The following is a 23,965-nucleotide window of genomic DNA, read 5'->3' as shown; positions in this document are numbered from 1 at the left end:
ATACTTAAAATAATTTCTCATAAGCTTTTGGCATCGCTGTTATTGGTTTTATACGAATGTCTCTATAAAATACTTCGGCGGCTTCGCTTTGTAATTGAATTTTTCCGCTGGTCATGGGTACTTCTTTGCCTTCGGGAGTGATATAGCGTGAGTTTTTCAAAACCATTACTACGTGTCCGTTTACAATGTGCAGGCTTTTGCCTTGAAAGCATATAAGTTCTACGGTTGTCCATTCGCCAGCAGGACTTTCATAATTTCCTGAACGCATACAGTAAAAATCACTTCCTTTTTTGAAAGTAATAAAGGGCTGTTTTTCATCAGCAATGTTATTCATCATTCCTTCAGACGGGAACGCTCGAATATCAATGGCAGAAGTAGCTTGACACCAAAAGTCGCCAGTATGTCCTTCCATAATTTGAAATTCTTGAGAAAGCATCCACGAACGAAAGTATTCTGCCCCTGCTTCGCCGTTTGAATGATAGAGAATCCCGCTGTCTCTGCCTTTGTTGATGCGTGGTTCATACTTTTTTTCGCCCCACTTTACTTGAAGTTTCAGATGATAATTTTCATACGATTTCTTTGTGAACAAACAACCGTATATTTCTCCACTTACTTTTAAGACTGGGCCGCTGGCTTCATTCAGTACCGAAAAAACATGCGTCACATCTTTATTATAACCGATTGGCTGAATAGCAACGCCTAAAGAGTCTTTCGGTATTTTTCCATTATAATCACTTTTATGACGATAACTCAGATAGTTTTCCCATTTTGTGAGATTATTGTCTAAAAGTAGCTCCCATTCGTCTGATTGATTCATGGAAGGCAGTAAAATAACAGATGCTAAAAGGGTAATTAACAATAATATGCGTTTCATAGTTGTATGAGTTATTGGATAATTGGTTATACTCTACAAAACTACGTCAAAGCAAATCTGTATAAATTGTAAAAATCCAATATATGTCGGTAAATTTATAACTATATTGAATACGAAAATGAAAAGATATATCCTCCATACTCCTTTTAATATTTATCATTTCGAGGCTAAAAAATGGATGCACTCGGTTCATAAACATACTTACTTCGAGATTATTTTTATCTTGAAAGGAAACGGTATTCATAACATCAATGGCAATACTTTTCAATACGCCGAAGGCGATGTTTTTCTGTTAGGGCCAGAAGATTATCACGATTTTGAAATCCAAGATTTAACAGAATTTTGCTTTATTCGTTTCAATGAATCTTTTCATCAACAGATTGGCGAAAAAGACAGCACTTGGCAACAAATCATGAAAACGCTGTTATATACTTCTTCGCAAAGTCGTGGCTCTATCGTGAAAGATAAACAAGAAAAACAGAAACTTCATCATTTGCTAACCGTACTGGAAAGTGAGTATGAAAATCATCAATCTCAATATTTTGAAATCATTCGTGATAGTTTAATGAGAAGTATGATGATGATTCTGGCTCGTAATTTATTTGGACAAACACCCGTAAAACCCAATTTACAAGATTCCGTAGAGGCGATTTTAATGTATATCAAGCAAAATATTTACAAACCTTCGGAACTAAGCATAGAACATTTAGCCGAAGTATTTAATTATGCTCCTGCTTATATCAGTATTTTTTTCAAAAGACATACTGGCGAATCGCTGAAACAGTACATTACCAAACATAAAATCAAGCTTATTGAAGCCCGTTTGTTGTACAGCCAACTAACGCTAACAGAAATTGCAGACGAATTTGGCTATACCGACGAAAGCCATTTTTGTAAACAGTTCAGAAAATATACAGGAAATACGCCGACGGCTTTTAGAAAAAATACTATTGTTGTGTAGTAGGCTTCAGGCAGTAGGCAAAATTGCTATTGATTTTTTTTCAACCTATTTTAGTCAAGCACAACATTTTACTTTTAGCCTAAAGCTTACAGCATTTTGCTTTTTCAATCACTTCTTATGCAACAAAATACATTTGAAATAGAAGGTCACAGAGGTTGCCGTGGACTGATGCCCGAAAATACCATTCCAGCTTTTCAAAAAGCGTTGGATTTGGGTGTTGATACTTTAGAATTGGATGTTTGTATCAGCCAAGACCACCAAGTACTTGTTTCGCACGAGCCTTATATGAATGCACTTTTTACTTCGCATCCAAACGGTTCGCCTGTACTGAAAAAAGAAGAAAAAACGCTGAATTTATATCAAATGAATTATCAGGAAATTCAGCAATTTGATACAGGTTTGCGTGGAAATAAACTTTTTCCAACACAACAAAAACTGGCAACTCATAAACCTTTGTTGAGCGAAATGTTGGCTTTTTGTGAAAATTATATTCAACAAAGAGGACTCAAAGCGGTTCATTATAACATAGAAATCAAGTCGGAAGAAAAAGAGTATGGAATTTCCCAACCTGAAAGTATTGAAGTATTTTCTGATTTGGTTTATCAGGTTTTGAAACAATTAATTCCTTCCGAAAGAGTAATTATCCAAAGTTTTGATTTTAACATCCTTCGGTTTTGGCATCAGCAAATTCAAAATAATGAGTATCCAAAATTCACTTTGTCGGCATTGGTCGAACGTGAAGGTGTTGAACCTTCTTTGCAGAAATTAGGCTTTTTGCCCGACGTTTTTAGTCCGTACTTCAAGCAATTAACAAAAGGGAAAGTGGCGATGTGCCACCAAAAAGGCATCAAAGTAATTCCGTGGACAGTCAATGAAATCGACGATATGTTAGCCATGAAAGCATTAGGCACAGACGGGCTCATCACTGATTATCCAGACAGGGCTTTAAAATTATGAAAATAGCTTTTTTGTAAAGTATTTTTGTTTTTCAATTCCAATAAACAAACCCAATGGTTACTTTTCCAAACGCAAAAATCAATATTGGTTTATACATCACCGAAAAACGTGCAGACGGCTTTCATAATCTTGAATCTTGTTTTTATCCCGTTGGGTGGTGCGATATTTTAGAAATTTTACCCGCCGAAACGTTAAGTTTCAGAAGTACAGGCTTGGATATTCCAGGAAATCCCGAAAGTAATCTTTGCTTAAAGGCTTATCATCTTTTAAAGCAAGATTTTGACATTCTTCCCGTAAGTATTCACCTCCACAAAGTTGTGCCAATTGGAGCAGGTATGGGCGGTGGTTCAGCAGATTGTGCTTTTACAATCAAAACTTTGAATGAGCTTTTTGCGTTACACTTATCAGTGGAACAAATGGAAAACTACGCTCGTAAATTGGGAAGCGACTGTGCATTTTTCATTCAAAATCGCCCGCAATATTGTTTTGGCAAAGGCGATGAATTTGCCAACATTGCTGTCGATTTAGCAGGAAGGTACATCGTATTGGTGAATCCGAATATTCATATTTCAACCGCTGAGGCTTATTCGGGCGTGAAACCGTTGAAAAATGAAATTGATTTACAAGAAGTATTACAGAAACCCGTAAACGAATGGAAAGATTTGGTAAAAAATGATTTTGAAAAACATCTTTTGCCCAAATATCCCATTATCGAAAATATCAAAAATCAATTGTATGAACTCGGTGCAGCTTACGCAAGTATGACAGGCTCAGGCTCTACGGTTTTTGGGATTTTTGACGAAGAAATAGATACAAAAACGCAGTTTGAAAAATATAGCATTTGGCAAGGGAAACTATAATCGGTTATCGGTTATCGGTTATCGGTTATCGGTTATCGGTTATCGAAGAGTACATTTTGGATGAAATAGTTCCCTAAATTTATTCCTTTTACTAAACCATTAACGGATAACAATTAACAGATAACTGTTAAAAAGATATGCAACGCAGAGAACCTTTTAAATTTATGCTTCAAATGTCAATCTTCGGAAGTGGATTGATGTTTTTAGGCTTATTAACAACCTATTTGGGCTTGCAAAGACCTGATGCGGGCTTTGGAAAAATACAATTACCTGCTGTTTTTTGGGTAAGTACTTTACTGATTTTGATCAGTAGCCTAACGCTTCATTTGGCAAATTTAAACTTTAAGGAAGATAAATTCTTGAGTTATAGAATTTACATGGGCATTACGCTTTTGCTCGGATTTTTGTTTGTAGGAATGCAATTATGGGGCTGGCAACAACTTTTCGCATTAAACGCCGACGCTTCCATCCGTACTTCACGAGGTTTTATTTATATACTTTCGGGCTTGCATATTTTACACATTGTAATTGGCTTGTTTTTTTTAATAAAAATTTTTCTGGAAGCCATCAAAAGAGCCTCATATATCGAATCATTCGTTTATTCAGTAAATCCACCCAACCAATTAAAAATCAATTTAATAGTCTTTTACTGGCACTTTGTAGATTTACTTTGGGTAGTGTTGTTTTTGTTTTTACTTTGGCAGAATTGAGAATTTGGGATTTACTCTTTCTTCCAACCCCCTTTTTAATGGAAAAAAGTAAAATAAGGAAGTTTATATTTTACTTTCAGGCTTAAAAGTAAAATATAAATTTCCTTATTTTACTTTCGGAACATAAAAAGAAGGCTTAATAAAAGATATAGAGTTTTACAATTATGCGATGATGCTTTTGATAATGTAGAAAAATTAGAATAATGAATTTGTTCCTATCTATCTTAAATCTCTTCTTTTGAATCATCTAAAGATTCAAAGTTGCACTCAAATAATAAAAACCGCCCACGCTTGGTCCTGCTAAAAAGTTATAATAATACTTATTCAGAAGGTTTGTTCCTCCTAATTTCAACGTCAAATTTTGTGCTGGTAAAGTGTAGGTAATTTGTCCGTCAAATGTAGAGTATGCAGGTACATTTCCCGTTGCTAATGACGATTGCCACAGAAAACTTTCTTGCCATTTCCAATTTACATTAAAGCCCAAATGTTCAGTAATTTTTCGATTACTGAGTGAAAAATTCAAAATCCAACGAGGTGTATTGAAGGCTTCTTCCAAACCGTCGTCTGTGATTTTGCGGTCTAATTGTGCATAAGAAGCATTTGTTGAAAGCATAAAATCTTTATAAACCCTGTAACGCAAACCAATACTTCCACCATAATTAAAAACTGTAGTTTTTGAGTTTGTCCACAAACGATAACGCTGATTTTTAGTGCGGTCATTTAACGCAAAAGCGATAGAATCGGCATTGGCACTTTGGGTTAAAGGTAAATTTGTTTCTACCTGTGCCATGAAATTTTGGTATTGATTATAATAAAAATCAACATCCACATACAAGCGTTTATCAAACCAAAGTCCTTTATAACCGATTTCAAAACTATTTACCGACTCTGGCTGAATATAGCCATAATCATTCTTTTTCAACAAACCTTTGTTTTTCACTACGGCTTGTGCTGTGCTGAGTCCATTTTTATTCACATCATTGGTAATGGCAGCTTGAAAAGCATCAATGGAAGTTTTGAAGTATGAATTTTCAAAAATTCCTTGCGACATAATTGGCAAACCGCCTACTCTTTTCACGCCTCCACTATTTACGTTAGAAAATGCTTCAAAAAGACTTGGAAAACGATAGGCATTTTGGTAGGAAATTCTAATATTTTGGTCATCGGTTGGAGAATAAACAATCGCCAATCTTGGATTCCAACGTAAATCAAAATATTGATTTTTGTCGGCACGCATCGAAGCATTGAGTTTTAGTTTATCATTCAACAACAATTTCGTCAATTGTACAAAACCGCCTACTTTGTTATAAGTCAAATTTTTGCCTGCTTCTACTGGATTGATAAAATAGTTTCCATCGGGCAGTACTTCAAACATTCTATAATCAAAACCCGTCAGAATACTCAATCCATATTTTTCACGTAAAGTTCTGAATAATTGTTGCGTCAAATCCGCCTGAGCTTCTACGTGATACAACCATGATTGTACTCTCAAAGCCGCTCCAATATCCCAGTTATTAATGTCGCCCAGTTTTTTAATCAAAGCATCAAATTCAGCCGTGTGAGGTTGTGGTCTGCCTTTATCAGCCAGATTTCTTGCTGATTGCAAAGCATCTGTGACACTCATTCCAGCTTTTGTATTGGCATTAAATTGATTAGTAAAATCTGTAAACCAAGCATCATCTGTTTTAAAAGTACGCTCGATATTCTCCGCCATCGAACGAATATTATAAGATTGCCCCGTATTTTCATGGGTCAAATAGGCTTTTGCTTGAATCGAAGGCGATTTAAAACTAATACTGTGCTGGTCGATGCGATAATCGCTCAATCTAAAACGGTTGGTTCGCTGATAAAGATTATCTAAAATGCCGAAACGATACGTATAAGAAACTTCCCAATCTTTTTTCGGACGAAGGAATAAACCAACATCGCCTTTGATATTTCTGAGTGAAAAATCTGCAATTTCTTTTTCTAAATAACCTGTTCGGGCAACGGAGTAACGTTTTCCGCCCAAAGTCAAATTTCTTCGATTCGACGACTCATTTCCGTAAGCATTGATGCCATCATAAGCAGGATTATCTGTTCCAAAAAGATTCAATGACGCATTTCCATTCGGGTTCAAATCAGTATTATTATCCGAAATCCAATCGTAGCCTGTCAAGTATTCAAAATTAATTTTGGTCGCAAAAGTACTGTTAAAAGCCTTTGCCCAGCGAATCGAACTTTCACTAAACAGATGAACCGAAGTATTATTATCGTTGAAATGGTTCGCCCCCGTTTTTTGTTGAAAACTCAATCCTTGATGTTCAAAAGGGTTTTTAGAGAAAATATTGACCAAACCATTCAGGGCATTCATGCCATAAAGTGCCGAGGCTGCTCCGTGTAAAATTTCTACTTGATTCACGTCCAAATCTGTGGGAGCTAAAGCACTGGCAATGGGCGAACCAATATGTGGTGCTTGGTTATCCACGCCATCCACCAATTGCACAAAACGCACATTGGTCGGATTGGCAAAACCACGAGTATTATACACTTTGAAACCCAAACTTGGGGTAAGTAATTGAACGCCTTTGATATTTTCGAGGGCATCATAAAAAGAAGGCGTTGCCGAATTTTGAATGGCACGATTATCCAACAAAGCAATGCTAATCGGCGATTTCAACACATTTTCGGGTGTTCTTGAAGCCGTTACCACTACTTCTGATAACTGTCGAACGCTGTCTTTATACACAATTTGCTGTACTTTATTTTGTGCTTTTAGATTGAATGATAAAATGCCAATCAGTAAAAGTGTATTCGTCATTTTCAAAACGCTATATTTATTAAAATATAACGATAGATAAATGTGTATCGGTTTTCTCATACGTTTAAAAAATAAGTTTCTAAGTAAAAATCAACTTGGCACAAGCAATTACTAAGCCCAGTGCCAATAAGTAGCGAAGTGTGGGTAAATTGAATTTTTGGCTACCAAAGTACGAGCCAAACAAACCGCCAATAATGGTTACGGCTATTGCCCATTGTAGGTTGGCAGGCAATTGAATACTTCCTTTCATCAATTGACCATACAAGCCCGAAAGAGAGTTTACAAAAATAAAAAGTGCCGAAACGGCAGCGGTTTCTTTGAGCTTTGCCCATTTCATCAACAGCATCAAAGGACTGAGTACGATGCCTCCGCCAATGCCAATCATGCCCGAAAGTAAACCAATTACACCGCCTGAAGTAAGTCCAGCCCAAAGCGGCACTTCACGGTTTTCGCCTTCTTCTTGTTTGAACTGATACAATAAACGAGCGATAGAAATCAAGATACAAAGGGCTAATATTTTCTTATAAATGGAATCTGAAAGCGTCATCGTTCCGCCTAAATACGCCAAGGGAATACTGGCTACGGCAAATGGCCAAAAAAGTTTGAGCTTGAAAAAACCTGCTCGATAAAAACCCAAAAAAGAAAAAAGCGAAACGGCAAGATTCATCATCAAAGCGGAAGATTTCATCAAAATAGGCGAAACACCCACAATCGCCATTACTGCCAAATAGCCACTCGCTCCGCCATGACCAACAGAGGAATATAAAAATGCGACAATGCTTAAAAGCAAAAGCATCAAAAGAAAATTTGAATCCATATCAAACGCTATATTTCAACAAATATAACGAAGTAACACAAAAATCCGAAATCTGATTTCGGAAAAGAAAAAATAGAACTTTAATTAAAGAAAGTACATAAAAAAGCGTTTGCAAAAACCGAAAGCTGACCGCCGAAATCCGACCACTAATTCAACTATTTTCTTGTGCAAGAAAAGCTTGGAAGCGTGCTTGAAGAGATTTGTAGGCTTCAATGGCTTGAAGTCCTTCAGGAGTGACGATTGCACCACCGCCACTTTTTCCACCTACTTGAGTCACTACAAAAGGTTTTGTGGCTTGTGAATTCATAGAAGTAATTAAATCCCAAGCTCTTTTGTAAGACATTTCCATTGCTTTGGCGGCTTTGGAAATTGAGCCGTGTTCGATGATGAGTTCTAATAATTGGATACGACCTTTTCCTAAAAATCGCTCTGAGCCATCTTGATTTTCAATCCAAATTGCTCCAGTGATTTTTATTTCGTTTGTGGTCGGAATAAGTTTTTTCATTTTTACAATGGACTTTAAGACTTTAAGATTTTAGGACTTTAGGAAGCAAGATTAAAGACACAAGATACAAGACTTTAGATACAAGAAGTAAGATTTAAGACTTGAAGATTTTGGACTTTAGGACTTAAAGACACAAGAAGCAAGACTCAAGACAAAAGACTTTAGACTTTTTTCACCGAAAGCTGATATCCGACAGCCGATAGCTCAAGGCTCAAAGCTGACAACTCATAGCTGACAGCTCGTAGCTCGTAGCTCTAAGCTCACAGCCAAAATCTGCTCTACAAATTCACGTGAATTACTTAGTCTCGGTACTTTGTGTTGTCCGCCCAATTTACCTCTATTCCGCATCCACGCATAAAAAGTATCTTTGGGTACTACATTAATTTTGGGCGGAGCTAAAACCATATCTTTATAGCGTTTGGCATCGTAATCAGAATTAATTTCTCTGAGGGTTTCATCCAAAATTCTATTAAAAAGAGCTTGGTCGTTGGGAGCTTGTGAAAATTCTATAATCCATTCATGGCATCCTTGCTGGCGGTTATTCATATAAACGGGGCCGGCGGTATAATCACTCAAAATCGCATTGGTAGCCTCACAAGCACGAGTAATGGCTCTTTCGGCATTTTCGATGATGAGTTCTTCACCAAAAGCATTGATAAAGTGCTTGGTTCTACCCGAAATTTTAATTCTGAAAGGATAACGAGAAGTAAACCTAACGGTATCGCCGATTTTATATCGCCACAAACCCGCATTGGTAGAAATCAAGATAGCATAATTTTTATGCAACTCTACTTCTTGCAAAGTAAGTACTTTGGGATTGTCAGACTCAATTTCTTCCATCGGTATAAATTCATAAAAAATACCATAATCGAGCATGAGTAACATTTCATCTTTTCGATTGAAATCGTCCTGAATACCAAAAAACCCTTCGGAAGCATTATAAATTTCAAGATAATTTACGGTACTCGATGGAAAAATTTGATGACTAAACATTTCACGATAAGGCTGAAAAGCCACTGCACCGTGAATGAAAAACTCAAAATTTGGCCATACTTCCAGAATATTATCTTTACCCGTTATCTCCAATACTTTCTCAATCAAAACCAAAGTCCAAGTAGGAACGCCCAAAATACTCGTCACATTTTCTTGAGAAGTAACCTCCGCCATTTTCTGGATTTTAGCTTCCCAAACATCCATCAAAGCCACTTCCAGCGAAGGCGTGCGAATCAGTTGAGCCCAAATAGGCAAATTTTTCATCACAACTGCCGAAACGTCTCCCAGATAAGTACGAGAATTTAATTGATTCGACTGCAAGCTACCGCCAATAGAAAGCCCTTTCCCAGAAAAAACTTCGGTATCGGGTTTATTTTCTACCAAAAGCGTCATCATATCTTTACCGCCCATAAAATGGCAGTCGTCCAATGATTCTTTTGAAACAGGAATAAACTTACTGCGTGCGTTGGTAGTACCAGAAGATTTCGAGAAATACTGAATTTCAGAATGCCAGAGAACATTTTGTTCGCCACGCATCATACGTTCAATGTAGGGGAAAAGATTTTCGTAGTTTGAAATAGGAACTCTCTCTTGAAAAGTTTGGATAGAAGTAATTGATTGATAATCGTACTTCTTCCCCCACTCTGTTTGCTTCGCTAATTGAATAAGATTAAGAAACATTTGCTCCTGAGTATCCATCGGATTATCCATAAACGATTGGATTCGAGGCAACCGTCTTTTCATTAGCCAAGCGATTGTTTCATTGAGAATATCCATAAGTTAAAATTAGCGGCTTAAAATTCGACTGTGTAATTACAAACTTAATTGAATTTATTGAATGAATCAAGGAAAGAATAGGAAGGAAGACACACAATAAAAACGAGAAATCAGGAATGTTTACTGATTTCTCGTTCAAAAATTCAAAAAGCTATTTTCTTCTTTTCAGAGCCAAGTCCTGAGCGGTATCGTAATAGGCTCTCAAGTTACTCCAATCAAAAGTATCTGAAATACTTTCTACTCTGTTTCTTTGCGTAATACGTTCACGAAGTGATTGTTTTACAAATTTCAACATCATTTCTGAAAGTTGCTCGGCTGCTTTGTGGAAATCTTGTGTTTTACGATTCACCACCATCACGCCCCATTGTTCATAATCACGCATGATTTGCATCATATAATCGCCAAAACCCGAAAGGTCAGAAGTAATCGTAGGAACACCACGAGCGATACATTCCAGCGGAGTATATCCCCACGGTTCGTAATAACTTGGGAAAACGCCCAAATTACAACCACGCACAAACTGCCCATAATCAAGTCCAAAAAGTGGATTGGTAGAAACAATAAAGTCGGGGTGATACACAATTTTTACTTTATCGTCTGGATTGTTCAACAAATTTGCCTTGCGAGTATAATCCGTAATACCGTCTTCATTTTTCAATAAATGCGTTACTACTTTCGGACGCTTATTGGTTTTCCAAGTCTGAATCGTTCTACGTAAACGCAAACGCCAATACTCATCAATAAAACCATTCAAATCTGGCATTTGCAAATCAGTTGCCGAAGCCGAAGCATTGAAGAGTTTTTCACCAATTTGTTTTTCGATGGCATTACAAGTTTCATGGATTTCGTCCATTACCGCTCTCGATTGCAATACTTCTGGGTCAATTGAATGATAAGGCTGTTTTGTAATAAAAAACATTACTACCGTTTTATCAATCTTAGCTTGTTTCATTTTCCAATTCAAACGAGCCAAAGCTTCAAGCGTAATATCGTAGCCTTTGTTTGAAAACTCATAACGACCAGAAGTAAAGAAATAAAGGGTTTTTCCTAAATCAAAAGGCTGACTTTGAAAGAAATGCCCCATCACGAACTCGTTAATACGGTCTTTGAAAAGCGTATGCAAATTTTGATGTTCGTGCATGGCCGAAAATCTGGTGATGTTCAAACCATTCGGCAAAATCAAATCTGGTACTTTACCTAATAAAAATTCACATTCACGGGCCGTAACGTCACTCACAGTGGTCATTACATGACACATATTGGCTGCCAAACGCTCGATGGTAGCCTGAGCCTCAATCCCGTAATGACGAGCTTCGTCAAGCCAATTGAAAGTATGTAATTTATCGTAAAAATCAGGTACATTTCCTGCTAAATAACGCCCCAACATCGTAGCGTGTGTAGTAAACACAGTAGCTACTTTTACACCATCTTTTTTCAAGTCAGGCACACAAGTAGCCGACATCCATTCGTGGATATGTGCTACAAGGTCAGTTTTCTTTTCTTGGTCTTGGCTTAATTCAGTTAAAAAGATTCTAATCATCTCGCCATACAAAATGGTTTGATTTACAATCTCTTCCACATTCAAAGTAGAAATTTGGTGTCTTTCCCAAAGCCCAGCTTTAATTGCATTGAGTTTAGGAGTAATAGTAGCCAAATCAAATAAAACGATGCGAGGTTTTCCAGTAATCAGCCAATAACCATAATGTACGCCCAAACCCATTGAACGCATCTTTTGGATGGTTTTACCTAAAATTGAATCATCTAAATCATGAATAGGTTCAAACTCAGCAGATGCCGTTTGCGGAAAGTAAGGGCCTAAAAGGAAATAATTATTACCCCATTTTTCAACCATCGACGGTACTTTCGTTCGGATTACAGTATAAATTCCACCCACCTGATTACAGGTTTCCCAAGCAATTTCAATGAGAACTTTTTGCTTCTGTGCGGATGATGCGAGAGGGTTTTGAATTTCCATTCGTCGGTATTAAGTTTTAGGATATGTTCTGAAATATAAATATCAAATTAAAAAATATTTATATTCCAAGAAAGATTGAAATAGAATTAATTGTACTTTTCAATAAAATGCTTTAAGCTTACAAGGACAAATTTCTGCATAAAATGCACTTATCAACTGCAAATATTCAATTTCCTTTGATGAGTGTCGGATTTTATCCTTGTCGGTTTTCATATATTAAAAGAATAATCGAATACAAATCTAAAAGAATGAAGGTAAAATCATGCTTAATTTTACTTTAATATTTGGTGCTTTAAACAATATCTTAATTTTTTTTACCATTTGCTCTTTTTATAGAATCTGTAAGCATGGTTTTTCTTTTTTTTAAGGAAAAAAAGAATCAAAATTGCGTAAATACGGTTGTTTAAGAAGTAGTTTTGCATTCTGTATTTTCAGGGTTTGAGGCTCAAAGAAACTCCTAAAAAAGGCTGTTTTTCTTCTGAAAAACCTAAAAACATCTCAACAAAACAGACAAGAATCATCAAAAAAACTTTTTTGCATTTTGCGTACTTTACAAAGAAATGGTACGCCACAGGCAAAGAACAATTATATAATTATGCTAAGAAGACCAAGAAGAAATCGACAATCATCAGCTATTAGAGCGATGGTTGAGGAAACAAGCCTTTCGGTAAACGACTTTATTTATCCAATGTTTGTAATGGATGGTAAAAACCTGACAAGTGAAGTAAGTTCTATGCCGGGAATTTATAGGTATTCTATCGACAAACTTTTGGAGGAAATTGCGGTCATTCAAGATTTAGGCATTCGTTCAATAGATTTGTTCCCTCTGTTATCCGAAGATAAAAAAGACAAAATTGCCTCTGAAAGCTACCGTAAAGGCAACTTTTACTTAGAAGCTATTCATCAGATTAAAAGTAAATTTCCTGAAATTGCTATCATGACCGACGTTGCTTTAGACCCTTACTCTTCCGACGGACACGATGGCTATGTAGATGAAAATGGAAATATTTTAAACGACGAAACGCTACATATTTTAGCAAAAATGGCAGTAGCTCAGGCTGAGGCTGGTGCGGATATTGTAGGGCCTTCGGATATGATGGACGGACGAGTAGGTTTTATTCGCCAAGCACTTGATGCCAAAGGTTTCACCAATGTTTCTATCATGTCGTACTCTGCTAAGTATGCTTCTGCTTTTTATGGGCCGTTCCGTGATGCGTTGGATTCTGCTCCTAAATTTGGTGATAAAAAAACCTATCAAATGAACCCAGCCAATAGTCGTGAAGCCTTGATTGAAGCCGAACTTGATTTCAGCGAAGGGGCAGACTTTTTGATGGTAAAACCTGCTTTGGCGTACTTGGATATCATCAAATTATTGAATGATAATTTCGATATTCCTATTGCTGCTTATAACGTTTCGGGTGAGTACGCCATGATAAAAGCGGCAGCTCAAAATGGCTGGTTGGATGGCACAAGAACGATGGTCGAAAGCTTGACTTCTATCAAAAGAGCAGGGGCGAAAATTATTTTAACTTATTTTGCTAAAGAATATGCAAGTCTTGTAAAATAATTTAACATCTTTACATTCAATCAGTTAATCAAAAACTCAACGAATGAAAAGTGTATTCAATCCAAACGATAAAGCCGAGTTGCTAAGTCGTATTGAAAAATTAAGCCCTTCCTCACAAAGGCTTTGGGGAAAAATGGATGTAGCTCAAATGCTGGCTCATTGCAATGTTAGTTATGAGCTTGTTTATGAAAACACCCACCCTGTTCCGAATGCCTTAGTGAAGTTTATGCTCAAGGTTTTTGTCAAAAACAAAGTTGTAAACGGCGAACCTTACAAGAAAAATACCCAGACTGCTCCCAATTTTATTATTAAAAGCAGTAGAGATTTTGAGAAAGAAAAAGCTCGTTTGATACACTATATTGAAAAAACTTTTGAATTGGGAGAAGCTTATTTTGACGGAAAAGAATCGCATTCTTTCGGCGTTTTGAACAAATCAGAATGGAATAATATGTTTTATAAACACTTAGACCACCACTTGAAACAATTTGGTGTTTGAGTAGCCAAACAAAAAAGCCTTTATCGACAAAATCGGTAAAGGCTTTTTTGATATAAAAATAAAAACCACTTACAAGCGATAGCTATATTTTGCAATTTTCTGGAATAACTCGTTCGGGTTGAAAGGTTTCGTTACGTAGTCGTTCATTCCTACTAAAAATGCTCTGTCTTGGTTATTCAAGGTTGCCGAAGCTGTAAGAGCAATAATTGGAATATCCGTATCAAATTCTCTGATTTGAGCCGTTGCAGAGTAACCATCTAAAACTGGCATTTGAATATCCATCAAAATCAAATCGTACTTGCCCGTTTCGTATTTTTCTAATGCTAATTGTCCGTTTTCTGCCACCTCCACATTTACTTGCCAACGCTCTAAAAACTTCGTAGCTACTTTGATATTCATTGGATAATCTTCTACCAATAATACTTTTACGCCTTTTAAAGTATTTTCGTTCAATAGCTCATTTCCACCGTTGTCGATAGTTTTGCTCTTCAACTCTGTACCGATTTCGAGGTCTAAAGTAAAATAAAACTTAGAGCCTCTTCCTTCTTCACTTTCTAAACAAATATCGCTATTGTGTAATTGGAGTAATCTTCTGGTAATTACTAAGCCTAAACCTGTTCCGCCAAACTGACGAGTAGTTTCTGAGTTAGCTTGAGTAAATTTCTCGAAAATCATCGACTGTTTTTCCAAAGGAATACCAATACCTGTATCAGAAATTGACACGTCTAAAGTAACGTAATTGTCGTAACGTCTTTGTTGAGCCAATTCAACTGTGATACTTCCATTTTTGGTAAATTTCACCGCATTAGAAACCAAATTTGTGATGATTTGTCCCAAACGTAAGGCATCACCCATTACGATATTCGGTACGTCGTCATCAATCATTAATTTGATTTTATTTCCTTTCTCTTCAGCCTTGATTTGGTTGGCTTTTTTGATATTAGAAATTAGTTGCTTGAAATCAAAAGGTATTTTTTCTAACTCTACTTTACCTGCTTCGATTTTACTAAAATCTAAAATATCATTAATCAACACATGCAAATTGTTGGTTGAAAACTGTAAAATTTTCAAGTTTTCTGCCAAAGATTCAGACACTTCTTCTTGTTGCATCAAGTAGGTAAGTCCCACAATAGCATTTAGTGGCGTTCTGATTTCGTGACTCATCATCGAAAGGAACTCAGATTTTGCCTGCGTTGCAGCTTCTGCCAATTCCTTAGATTTTCTAAGTTCAGCTTCAAGTACTTTACGGTTATCAATTTGCACTTGAAGAAAATCCATCAAAGCCAGCATATTGTCTGGGTCTAATGACTTCACTTCAGCACTTTCGTTTACTTCAAGCGAATAAATAGCTTCTATCAGCTTTTGAACAGAAAGTCTTCTTTGCTTAATTTCATCTTTAAGCTTATTATTAATTTCAGCATAATCACGCTCATTCAGTAATGAGGAATGCTCAAATAATTCTTTATCTCTGTCAAAGCTAAAATATGAGTCGTTGACTGCCTTAATGAAATTCTGAAGATTTTCATTTTTCAAACAGTCTTCTGTTAAATTTTTATTTATTTGCTTCTTGAGTAAGCGATGAAGGTTTGTATTATCCATTCTAATCAATTTTCTGAAAAAGTAGTTATCGTCATTGTTTGATTGTGCAATCCACAACGAGCATTCGGGTTAAGTGGTGAAATCTCACCATACGAGTAAAATCCAGTAATGACAGTATCAGAGCCTAATACTTCTCTGGCAGCTTCCACTTCTTCGTCTGATCTTTGTCCAAGTACTAATTTTCTACCCACACAACTGACTAATATAGCTAAATCTGGTGAATTTCCAAAAGGTACTATTGAATCTTGAGCAGCCTTAGCAGAAGCGTCGATGAGTCTATCAAAGTTGGCTTTCATAAAACGCACCAAAGAACCTTTAGGTAATTCTCCTGCAAAAGTCATACTTTTATTTTCTTCGTCGATAGATAAAATAGTTCTTACTACGGGTTCAGCGTCTTCTGTTTCTCTCATGGCTAATGGGAAAAGCAATGCCGCTCCGGGAAGTTGTTCTACATATTTACCTAAGTATTCTTTGTACAGGTCGAGTGCCGCCTTGTCACCGATTTTATATAAAATATTATATTCTGATTCTGTTACTTCTCTTTCTGGGCCAAATCCGTCCCAACCTCCCATCGTTCCGTGTCCTACTTGAAGGTCGTTACCGTACAAACCTATACCGATAATTTTTCCTTCTTCGGGTTCGCTATTCAAACCCACAAGGGTTTTTTCAAAACGAGCCGCATCACCTGCCAAACCTCCTGATATCAATACGGATTCGTCAACTTTTTGGTTTAAACTGGCAATTAAAGCACTTCCATTTACTTTTGAGCCATCCGAGATAATAAAAATTGCTTTTAGGGAATCTCCTAATAAATCTTCGGCTATTTTTTCGCCCACCGAAGCACTTTCGTGGTGATTGGCAATATTTATTTCAGTCGTTTTTACAAGTGTTTTTTCAAACTCAATAGCTGTGGCTACAATTGAATTATCGTGTGCCGCATCTTCATAAATTTCACCAGAAGTCGAATTTATCACAATATTCGCCGCAGGATATAATTCTTTTAAGTATTGATAAGGTTGTATGCTTTCCAAGCAAGTGCGTTCGCCAAACACCAGTACTAATTGAGCATTCGATGCTGAGAAACCAGAAGTTTCACTGACGGTTTTCCACTGTTTTGCTTTGAATATACATTGTTGAGTTTTCATGAGTTATTTAGCTTTAGGACATTATGGTTGCTATCTCTAATTTATTTGGCAAATATTTCATTTTACGATTCCTCATTCTTCCTTATCAACAGATACGTTAAATTGCATTCAAACGAATACCTGACGAATGAAATATTTTCAATATTCCCGTTAAGTAATTTAAGAAGATTTCTTTAAAAATGCTTTTTTGAGTGCGAATTAGTGGTGCAAATTACAAATATTTTGTAGAGAAAGAGTGAATTAAGTAAATTCTCAAATAAAGATATTATACCTTACTCATATAATTATCTATTCTTGTATAAAATTTCCTACATTTATCAAATATTTACGACCAAATAATGTACCAAAAATTTACCGAATACTTGAAATCTTCAATTTGTTATGATATTTAATACAATAAAAGCTCCAAGAGTATTACTCTTGGAGCTTTTATTGTTCTACTAATCTTTTGAATACTAACCTTTTAGTGAATTTCCATAACCTACTATCAATACCGAGGCGACAATCGTTAAAATTCCAATCACAATAGTAGTGAGTGTTTTCTTTGATACACCTTTCCATTCTTTCAGAATCAATCCCCACGAATTGGCTACTAAAATAATAAATGCCATGTGAAGAATCCACGAGCTTGGCCCATTGCCTAATCTACTCTCGCCCATGCCATAGAAGAAGAATTGTAAAAACCATGTTGTTCCGGCTACTGCACAAAAAACATAGTTTTTCAATAATGGCGTTTGTGGGTTGGTATAATCTCCAAAAGTTTTATTCTTGAAATTCAAGTACATACACCAAAGTAAATTAGTAGTCAGCCCGCCCCAAAGTATAACTACATATACTACATTATTACGATACAAAAATTCGCCTTGTCCGGGATTATTCGCTACCCAAATTTCATTGGCAATATTCGACATCGCCGAACCTGCTTCAATTCCAAAGCTAAAACAAGCACTTAGCAAACCTGAAATAATCGAAAACGTAAGTCCTTTTACAATATCAAATTCCTGATTTTCAGTATTTACTTTTCCTGCTAAATCTTTGTCTTTACTGTCACCAGCTTTTCCACAAATCACAATACCTAATACACAAACTGCCAAACCCAACAAAACCATTTGTCCCCAATTAGTTGAAATCAAATCGTAAATAGTATCTTTTCCAGCCGTTTTATTGAAGTAATAATACACCGACGGAATCAGTGAACCAAAAACCGAACAAAGTCCTAAAATGATTGAACTTCCTAAAGAAATTCCTAAATATCTTACTCCTAAACCATAAGTAAGTCCGCCGATTCCCCACAAAACACCCATAAAATAAGTCCAAAATAAAACGCTACTGGCACTTTCGGCAATGATAGAAGTGAAATCTGGAATGGTAAGAAAAGCAGCTAAAGGCGGAACAATAAGCCATGAAAAAACACCGCCTGTAATCCAATAACTTTCCCAAGACCACCCTCTAACTTTTTTGTAAGGAATATAAAAACTACCTGATGCAAAGCCACCAATAAAGTGAAAAATAACGCCAAAAATTGCTCCCATGATTAATTGTTAAATTTGTTTGTGTGGTTAAATACCTCCCAAAAACTTGTTAAAATGTGTCTATTTTCTCTCTAAAATGTATGCTTTACCCACAGTGATTTCAGCAACATTTTTGATGTTGTCGGAATCAGAAAAAAGCTATTTTTTTGCTTCATTTCACCGAGTAAAAGCTGATATTTCTCTATATTTGACCGAATAGTTTGTAATTTTACATCTTGGAATCGTATAAAATTTTACAAGGATAAATCAAAAAGCACAAGTAACTATCATGCACTTGCCTGCTCATATTGAAGTAAAAGTATATTTTTTAGGAATTAATAAACATTCCTTTTTACAAGCAAGATTTCACTAAAATGTATCAGCCCAAACTCAATCCAAGCGATAAAACTCCCAAGTACAAGCAAATCATCCAGTCGGTGATTGCGGATATAGAAAGAAATGTTTTGAAAAAAAATGAACAGCTTCCTTCTATCAGCGAACTTAGCGAAGAGTATTACTTAGCCCGTGATACCGTAGAAAAAGCCTATCGTGAACTAAAAGAGAAAGGCTATATCACTTCTGTTCAAGGAAAAGGCTATTATGTCAATAGCGGAGAAAGTAGAAAAATGAGGATTTTATTAATCTTCAATAAACTCAGTTCTTATAAAAAATTGATTTACTATGCTTTCTTGAAAGTATTAGGCGATAAAGCTTCGGTTGATTTACAAATTCATCATTATAATGCTCGCCTTTTCGATGAAATCATTGATAAAAACATGGGCAAGTACAATTATTATGTGGTGATGCCTCATTTTTTTCCTGAATCAGAAAAAGGCATTGCCATGAAAGCTTTGGAGAAAATCCCGGCTGATGAATTGGTTTTGTTGGATAAAGATTTGCCTGATTATAAAAACGAATGCCTAACGGTTTATCAAGATTTTGAGCGAGATGTGTCCGAAGCCTTAGAAAGTGCCAATGATTTACTCGTTAAGTATCAACGAATTGTCTTGGTTTTCCCGAGCGATGGCAATTATCCAGCCGAAATTGTGCGTGGAGTTCGTTACTTTTGTATCAATTTTAAAAAGGAATTTATCATCCGTGAGAATGTTGACGATGAAGTTTTACAAACCGAAACGGCTTATTTGGTAGTAGAAGAGCATGATTTGGCTGAATTGGTGAAGAAAGTCCGTCAATCAAGCTATACTTTAGGCAAGGAAATCGGCATTGTATCTTTTAATGAAACTACTTTGAAAGAACTCTTGGGCATTACCGTTATCACCACCGACTTTGAAACAATGGGCAGAACCGCTGCGGCATTGCTGTTGGATAAAAAGAAAATTAAAGTAAAAAATCCTTTTTATATGATTCGGAGGGAAACGCTTTGATAGCTTATAGCTTTGAGCTGTGAGCCTTGAGCTATGAGCTTTTTGAAATTAAGCCAATAGCTAACGACTCAAAGCTAAAAAAGCTGATAACACAAATCTGAAAGCTCATTGCTCACGGCTCAAAGCTGAAAAAACATGAAACAAAAGATTGTCGATTATATAAAAGATTTTTTAGACCAAAGAATACAAACCTCTTTCGATGCCATGCAGGCGGCTCAGGCTTCTGCTAATGAAGAATCAAAATCTTCGGCGGGCGATAAGTACGAAACGTCCAGAGCAATGGGGCAACTCGACCGAGATATGCACGGTTTGATGCACGAACAAGCCAAAAGAGAAAAAGCCATCGTCGAACGAATTGATATGAATTTGGTCTTTAAAAAAGGAGCAGTGGGTGCTTTCTTGAAAACCTCCACAGGCAATTACTTTTTGGCTGTAAGTGTGGGTATTTGTAAAATCGACGGAGAAAATATCATGATTATTTCGCCACAGTCGCCCATCGGAGCATTACTGATGGGCAAAGGCAAAGGCGATACTTTTAATTTCAGAGGAAAAGAAGCTAAGATTGAGGAGATTTTTTAAAAGAAGTATCGCCAAAAGCTACTCTAAATTGCGAAGGCGTTTGTCCTTTTAAATCTTTAAATTGTTTATTGAAATTCGACAAAGTATTGAAACCACTTTCATAACAAACTTGCGTGACGCTCAATTTATCTTCCATCAATAATTTACAAGCATAGCCAACCCGCAATTCGCTGACAAAATCCGAAAAAGTTTTATTTGTTCTTGCCTTAAAGTACCTACAAAATGCAGCCGTAGCCATGCCAGCCAACGAAGCCACTTCTGTAAGATTGATTGAAGTACGATAATTGTTCAAAACGTACTCGTGTACTTTGTGCATTCTTTCGGTTTCAGAAGTTTTGAAAGGATTGGTGTAGCCAAGACTACTGATAAAATCATACTCGTTGGAATTGGCTAATAAATTCAACATTTCTAATAATTTCAAGATTGCCTCAAAACCTTGTAGCAGCAACAATTCTTTCATGTAGATAAGAATCTTATCGTGTAACACTCCGCTGATTTCTAAGCCACGACTGGCATTTAGAAACAAGTGCTTGAGTTTGGTCATTTCATATTTTTCAAAGAAATCCTTTCCAAGAAAATCTTCGGTAAAATATACGACAATGCCATGAGTTGTAAAAGCAGGATTTCCTTGAAAATACACTTCATCACTCCGCCAAAGATGCGGTAAATCTGGCCCTACAAAAACCATATCTCCAGCTTCAAAATGTTTGATATTATCGCCAATAAAGCGTGTTCCTGTGCCTTCCAACACCACAAATAATTGATAATGCGGATGAAAATGCCAGTTTGGATCGAAGTAAGGTTCTTTCAATTCTTTTATCGTAAAAGAATGATTTGGCGATTCGATGCTTTTATTTAATGGATTTCTCAAAACCTATTTTTTTACTTTAATTATTTATATGAATCATAAAAATATCAAAATACAGTCAAAACTCATCAATAGAGCGGAGTTTTTTATCATTTTTTTAAGATTATTTTGTATCAGTAAAATTCTTATCTGTTTAAGAAACTAAGCCCTAAACTTTGAAAGTCTTGCCTCTAAATTCATAAAAATCAAATACAAGGAGTAAACCACAACAAACAATTCTAAAAACATAATTACACGAAAGATAAAATGAAAAAATTCGGAATGAATTTGCTCTTGTGGGGAACAGACATCAACGAAAGTCTTTTCCCTGTGTTAGAGCAAATCAAAGCAATTGGTTTCACGGGCGTAGAAGTACCCATTTTTGATGTAGAACCAGAGCATTGGCAAACATGGCGTACCAAATTAGATGAATTAGGTTTAGATAGAATTGCCGTAACGATTTGTGGACCGGATTTCAACCAAATCAGTCCAGACCCAGCAATGAGAGCCGCCACTCTCGAAAGAAATAAAAAAGCGATTGACTGTGCTGTGGTTTTGGGAGCAGATTTATTGACAGGCCCCTATCATTCTGCACTAAGTCATTTTACAGGAAAGCCCGCTACACCAGAAGAATGGAATTGGGCAGTAGAAAACTTGAGAGAATTGGCAGATTATGCCCAAGAAAAAGGAATTGTTTTGGGATTAGAGTACCTCAATCGTTTTGAAAGCTACTTGGTTTCTTGTGCTGATGAATTATTACAATTGGTTGAAGACATCAATCATCCGCATTGTAAAATCATGTTTGATACTTTTCATGCCAATATCGAAGAGAAAAGTTTGGGCGATGCCATCAGAAAACTGAGCAAGCATTTAGTTCATGTACAAGTATCTGAAAATGATAGAAGTACCGTTGGCAAAGGAAATGTGAATTGGGATGATGTTTTTAAGGCTTTGAAAGACATCAATTATGATGCTTACTTGTCGGTTGAGGCTTTTAGTTCAAAATTGGCGGTAGCCAATATTTGGCGAAAAATGTTTGAAAATGAAGAAACATTGATGAAAGAAAGCTTGGAGTTTATTCAAGCTCGTAGCTTTGAGCTATGAGCCTTGAGCTGTGAGCTGTGAGCCTTGAGCTAATCGCTAACATACTAATTTATAGCAAATTATCTCTTTTTAACAAACAAAGAAAGTCCAAAACTCAAGGCTCATAGCTAAAGGCTTTTATATAAACAATTATCTCTTTTTAACAAACAAAGAAAGTCCAAAACTCAAAGCTCATAGCTCAAGGCTCAAGGCTCACAGCTAATAACTAAAACCTTCTTAATAAATTAAATAAAATGAAACTAAACATTGCCATTGTAGGCTTAGGATTTGGGGCAGAATTTATTCCCATTTATCAGCGTCATCCACAGACAAATATGTACGCTATTTGTCAGCGTACCGAAGAGAAACTCAATGCTATTGGCGATGCTTTCGGAATCGAAAAGCGTTATACCAGCTTTGATGATTTATTAGCTGACCCAGCAGTAGATGTTGTACACATCAATTCTCCGATTCATAACCATGCAGAACAAAGTTTAAAAGCCCTAAACGCAGGCAAACACGTAGCTTGTACTGTTCCGATGGCTACTTCGGTAGAAGAATGTAAGGCAATTGTTGAAGCGACAAGAAGAACAGGCAAAAAATACATGATGATGGAAACGGTAGTTTACAGTCGTGAATTTTTGTATGTAAAAGAATTATACGAAAAAGGAGAATTGGGCAAAGTACAATTCTTAAAAGCATCTCACCAACAAGACATGGACGGATGGCCGGGTTATTGGCCAGGTTTACCTCCCATGCACTACGCTACGCACTGCGTTGGACCTGTGGCTGGTTTGTTGAAATTACAAGCAGAGTACGTTTCATGTTTTGGTTCGGGTACAATTCGTGAGGAATTACATCAGTATTACAACTCTCCATTTGCGATTGAATCTGCTCATATCAAATTCAAAGATTCAGATTTAAGTGCTTTGGTATATCGTTCTTTGTTCGATGTGGCTCGTCAGTACCGTGAGAGTTTTGAAGTATATGGTTCAAAAAAATCTTTTGAATGGTCGTTGATTGAACACGAAGAGCATGTTGTTCATACCGCTAAAAAGCCAGAACCAGAAATTCCAGAAAAAGTAACTGTACCAGATTATGCTCATTACTTGCCTGAAGAAATTCAAGCATTTACAACGGGTGGTGTATATGATACCGACGAAAACCAACACCTTTCTTTCTTACAAGGTTCTGGTCATGGAGGTTCACATCCGCATCTTGTTCATGAATTTGTTTCAGCCATTGTAGAAGACCGTGATCCATTCCCAAATGCTGAACAATCTGCTAACTGGACATCAGTAGGTATTTTATCGCATGAATCAGCTTTAAAAGGAGGAGAAATTATTTATATCCCTGATTTTTGAGGTTTATTAAATTATTAAACAAATCTTGGTATTCCCCGTGGTCTGTGGCACGCAGAACACAATTGCCCAAAAGCATTCTGCTGTATGCCACAGACCACGGTAAGAAAAGCAACAGTAACAAACATTAAAAATGAGAGTATCTCAAAAATCCAATTTTAAA

20 protein-coding genes are annotated in these 23,965 nt (G+C 36.4%); 10 read left to right on the top strand and 10 right to left on the bottom strand.

Annotation, left to right across the window (positions count from 1 at the left end):
* Positions 1-4: 4 nt before the first annotated feature.
* Complete coding sequence (locus VB248_RS01070) at positions 5-874, bottom strand: 3-keto-disaccharide hydrolase (RefSeq protein ID WP_323294879.1); 870 nt, start codon at positions 872-874, stop codon at positions 5-7.
* A 118-nt stretch (positions 875-992) separates the two neighbouring features.
* On the opposite strand from VB248_RS01070, the gene VB248_RS01065 reads away from it, so the two are divergent.
* The 4 genes from VB248_RS01065 to VB248_RS01050 all read left to right on the top strand — a co-directional run bounded on the left by VB248_RS01065 (position 993) and on the right by VB248_RS01050 (position 4,362).
* Positions 993-1,835, top strand: coding sequence for an AraC family transcriptional regulator (locus VB248_RS01065; RefSeq protein ID WP_323294878.1), 843 nt, complete (start codon positions 993-995; stop codon positions 1,833-1,835).
* Between the two features lie 117 nt (positions 1,836-1,952).
* Positions 1,953-2,792 carry a glycerophosphodiester phosphodiesterase family protein gene (locus VB248_RS01060; protein ID WP_323294877.1) on the top strand — a complete coding sequence of 280 codons (840 nt, stop codon included), beginning with the start codon at positions 1,953-1,955 and terminating at the stop codon, positions 2,790-2,792.
* A gap of 53 nt (positions 2,793-2,845) precedes the next feature.
* Positions 2,846-3,652, top strand: a complete 807-nt coding sequence (gene ispE / locus VB248_RS01055) for a 4-(cytidine 5'-diphospho)-2-C-methyl-D-erythritol kinase (RefSeq protein ID WP_323294876.1) — start codon at positions 2,846-2,848, stop codon at positions 3,650-3,652.
* A 137-nt stretch (positions 3,653-3,789) separates the two neighbouring features.
* A complete protein-coding gene (locus VB248_RS01050; RefSeq protein ID WP_323294875.1) occupies positions 3,790-4,362 on the top strand; it encodes a cytochrome c oxidase subunit 3 in 573 nt (190 codons plus the stop codon).
* Between the two features lie 247 nt (positions 4,363-4,609).
* Here the strand turns inward: VB248_RS01050 and VB248_RS01045 are convergent, their stop codons facing one another.
* The 5 genes from VB248_RS01045 to VB248_RS01025 form a co-directional block, all read right to left on the bottom strand.
* A complete protein-coding gene (locus VB248_RS01045) occupies positions 4,610-7,162 on the bottom strand; it encodes a TonB-dependent receptor (protein WP_323294874.1) in 2,553 nt (850 codons plus the stop codon).
* Positions 7,163-7,241: 79 nt separating this feature from the next.
* On the bottom strand, positions 7,242-7,979 hold the full coding sequence (locus VB248_RS01040) for a sulfite exporter TauE/SafE family protein (RefSeq protein WP_323294873.1): 738 nt from the start codon (positions 7,977-7,979) through the stop codon (positions 7,242-7,244).
* Between the two features lie 151 nt (positions 7,980-8,130).
* Positions 8,131-8,484 carry a winged helix-turn-helix domain-containing protein gene (locus VB248_RS01035; RefSeq protein WP_323294872.1) on the bottom strand — a complete coding sequence of 118 codons (354 nt, stop codon included), beginning with the start codon at positions 8,482-8,484 and terminating at the stop codon, positions 8,131-8,133.
* A gap of 225 nt (positions 8,485-8,709) precedes the next feature.
* Entirely contained in the window at positions 8,710-10,254 is a 1,545-nt protein-coding gene (locus tag VB248_RS01030; RefSeq protein ID WP_323294871.1) for a GH3 auxin-responsive promoter family protein, read from the bottom strand.
* Positions 10,255-10,405: 151 nt separating this feature from the next.
* A complete protein-coding gene (locus tag VB248_RS01025; RefSeq protein ID WP_323294870.1) occupies positions 10,406-12,229 on the bottom strand; it encodes a glycosyltransferase in 1,824 nt (607 codons plus the stop codon).
* Between the two features lie 595 nt (positions 12,230-12,824).
* Between VB248_RS01025 and hemB the strand changes: the two genes are divergently transcribed.
* The gene (gene hemB, locus VB248_RS01020; RefSeq protein WP_323295058.1) at positions 12,825-13,796 is read left to right on the top strand and encodes a porphobilinogen synthase; all 972 of its coding nucleotides are present in this window, start codon (positions 12,825-12,827) and stop codon (positions 13,794-13,796) included.
* Between the two features lie 43 nt (positions 13,797-13,839).
* The gene (locus VB248_RS01015; protein WP_323294869.1) at positions 13,840-14,292 is read left to right on the top strand and encodes a DUF1569 domain-containing protein; all 453 of its coding nucleotides are present in this window, start codon (positions 13,840-13,842) and stop codon (positions 14,290-14,292) included.
* A gap of 69 nt (positions 14,293-14,361) precedes the next feature.
* On the opposite strand, the gene VB248_RS01010 is transcribed toward VB248_RS01015, so the two are convergent.
* From VB248_RS01010 to rhaT, 3 genes are all read right to left on the bottom strand, one after another.
* Positions 14,362-15,891, bottom strand: coding sequence for a response regulator (locus VB248_RS01010; RefSeq protein ID WP_323294868.1), 1,530 nt, complete (start codon positions 15,889-15,891; stop codon positions 14,362-14,364).
* 5 nt (positions 15,892-15,896) lie between these two features.
* A complete protein-coding gene (locus VB248_RS01005; protein WP_323294867.1) occupies positions 15,897-17,036 on the bottom strand; it encodes an FIST signal transduction protein in 1,140 nt (379 codons plus the stop codon).
* A 455-nt stretch (positions 17,037-17,491) separates the two neighbouring features.
* Positions 17,492-18,568 (bottom strand): L-rhamnose/proton symporter RhaT, encoded by a 1,077-nt coding sequence (gene rhaT, locus VB248_RS01000; RefSeq protein ID WP_323294866.1) that lies wholly within the window; start codon positions 18,566-18,568, stop codon positions 17,492-17,494.
* Between the two features lie 353 nt (positions 18,569-18,921).
* On the opposite strand from rhaT, the gene VB248_RS00995 reads away from it, so the two are divergent.
* Together VB248_RS00995 and VB248_RS00990 are read left to right on the top strand one after the other, a co-directional pair.
* Positions 18,922-19,932 (top strand): GntR family transcriptional regulator, encoded by a 1,011-nt coding sequence (locus VB248_RS00995; RefSeq protein WP_323294865.1) that lies wholly within the window; start codon positions 18,922-18,924, stop codon positions 19,930-19,932.
* A 135-nt stretch (positions 19,933-20,067) separates the two neighbouring features.
* A complete protein-coding gene (locus tag VB248_RS00990; protein WP_323294864.1) occupies positions 20,068-20,511 on the top strand; it encodes a transcription elongation factor in 444 nt (147 codons plus the stop codon).
* On the opposite strand, the gene VB248_RS00985 is transcribed toward VB248_RS00990, so the two are convergent.
* The gene (locus tag VB248_RS00985; RefSeq protein WP_323294863.1) at positions 20,489-21,382 is read right to left on the bottom strand and encodes an AraC family transcriptional regulator; all 894 of its coding nucleotides are present in this window, start codon (positions 21,380-21,382) and stop codon (positions 20,489-20,491) included. The two genes, VB248_RS00990 and VB248_RS00985, sit on opposite strands and share 23 nt — an antisense overlap.
* A 243-nt stretch (positions 21,383-21,625) precedes the next feature.
* Here VB248_RS00985 and VB248_RS00980 point away from each other — a divergent pair, with 243 nt between their 5' ends.
* Both VB248_RS00980 and VB248_RS00975 read left to right on the top strand, forming a co-directional pair.
* Positions 21,626-22,462, top strand: a complete 837-nt coding sequence (locus VB248_RS00980; RefSeq protein WP_323294862.1) for a sugar phosphate isomerase/epimerase family protein — start codon at positions 21,626-21,628, stop codon at positions 22,460-22,462.
* Between the two features lie 233 nt (positions 22,463-22,695).
* Positions 22,696-23,805, top strand: coding sequence for a Gfo/Idh/MocA family protein (locus VB248_RS00975; RefSeq protein ID WP_323294861.1), 1,110 nt, complete (start codon positions 22,696-22,698; stop codon positions 23,803-23,805).
* Positions 23,806-23,965: the final 160 nt, after the last annotated feature.

Origin of the sequence: Arcicella rigui (assembly GCF_034929435.1) — a bacterium.
In the GTDB taxonomy this organism is placed as follows: domain Bacteria; phylum Bacteroidota; class Bacteroidia; order Cytophagales; family Spirosomataceae; genus Arcicella; species Arcicella rigui.
This window is presented reverse-complemented; position numbering and strand designations above follow the sequence as displayed.

What these genes read in the sequence shown, in the direction of transcription:
- VB248_RS00990 (WP_323294864.1), top strand. Translation starts at nt 20,068, where the DNA reads ATGAAACAAAAGATTGTCGATTATATAAAAGATTTTTTAGACCAAAGA.
- VB248_RS01035 (WP_323294872.1), bottom strand. Translation starts at nt 8,484, where the DNA reads ATGAAAAAACTTATTCCGACCACAAACGAAATAAAAATCACTGGAGCA.
- VB248_RS01025 (WP_323294870.1), bottom strand. Translation starts at nt 12,229, where the DNA reads ATGGAAATTCAAAACCCTCTCGCATCATCCGCACAGAAGCAAAAAGTT.
- VB248_RS01065 (WP_323294878.1), top strand. Translation starts at nt 993, where the DNA reads ATGAAAAGATATATCCTCCATACTCCTTTTAATATTTATCATTTCGAG.
- VB248_RS00980 (WP_323294862.1), top strand. Translation starts at nt 21,626, where the DNA reads ATGAAAAAATTCGGAATGAATTTGCTCTTGTGGGGAACAGACATCAAC.
- VB248_RS00975 (WP_323294861.1), top strand. Translation starts at nt 22,696, where the DNA reads ATGAAACTAAACATTGCCATTGTAGGCTTAGGATTTGGGGCAGAATTT.
- VB248_RS01060 (WP_323294877.1), top strand. Translation starts at nt 1,953, where the DNA reads ATGCAACAAAATACATTTGAAATAGAAGGTCACAGAGGTTGCCGTGGA.
- VB248_RS01050 (WP_323294875.1), top strand. Translation starts at nt 3,790, where the DNA reads ATGCAACGCAGAGAACCTTTTAAATTTATGCTTCAAATGTCAATCTTC.
- VB248_RS01045 (WP_323294874.1), bottom strand. Translation starts at nt 7,162, where the DNA reads ATGACGAATACACTTTTACTGATTGGCATTTTATCATTCAATCTAAAA.
- VB248_RS01010 (WP_323294868.1), bottom strand. Translation starts at nt 15,891, where the DNA reads ATGGATAATACAAACCTTCATCGCTTACTCAAGAAGCAAATAAATAAA.
- rhaT (WP_323294866.1), bottom strand. Translation starts at nt 18,568, where the DNA reads ATGGGAGCAATTTTTGGCGTTATTTTTCACTTTATTGGTGGCTTTGCA.
- ispE (WP_323294876.1), top strand. Translation starts at nt 2,846, where the DNA reads ATGGTTACTTTTCCAAACGCAAAAATCAATATTGGTTTATACATCACC.
- VB248_RS01005 (WP_323294867.1), bottom strand. Translation starts at nt 17,036, where the DNA reads ATGAAAACTCAACAATGTATATTCAAAGCAAAACAGTGGAAAACCGTC.
- VB248_RS01070 (WP_323294879.1), bottom strand. Translation starts at nt 874, where the DNA reads ATGAAACGCATATTATTGTTAATTACCCTTTTAGCATCTGTTATTTTA.
- VB248_RS01040 (WP_323294873.1), bottom strand. Translation starts at nt 7,979, where the DNA reads ATGGATTCAAATTTTCTTTTGATGCTTTTGCTTTTAAGCATTGTCGCA.
- hemB (WP_323295058.1), top strand. Translation starts at nt 12,825, where the DNA reads ATGCTAAGAAGACCAAGAAGAAATCGACAATCATCAGCTATTAGAGCG.
- VB248_RS00995 (WP_323294865.1), top strand. Translation starts at nt 18,922, where the DNA reads ATGTATCAGCCCAAACTCAATCCAAGCGATAAAACTCCCAAGTACAAG.
- VB248_RS01030 (WP_323294871.1), bottom strand. Translation starts at nt 10,254, where the DNA reads ATGGATATTCTCAATGAAACAATCGCTTGGCTAATGAAAAGACGGTTG.
- VB248_RS01015 (WP_323294869.1), top strand. Translation starts at nt 13,840, where the DNA reads ATGAAAAGTGTATTCAATCCAAACGATAAAGCCGAGTTGCTAAGTCGT.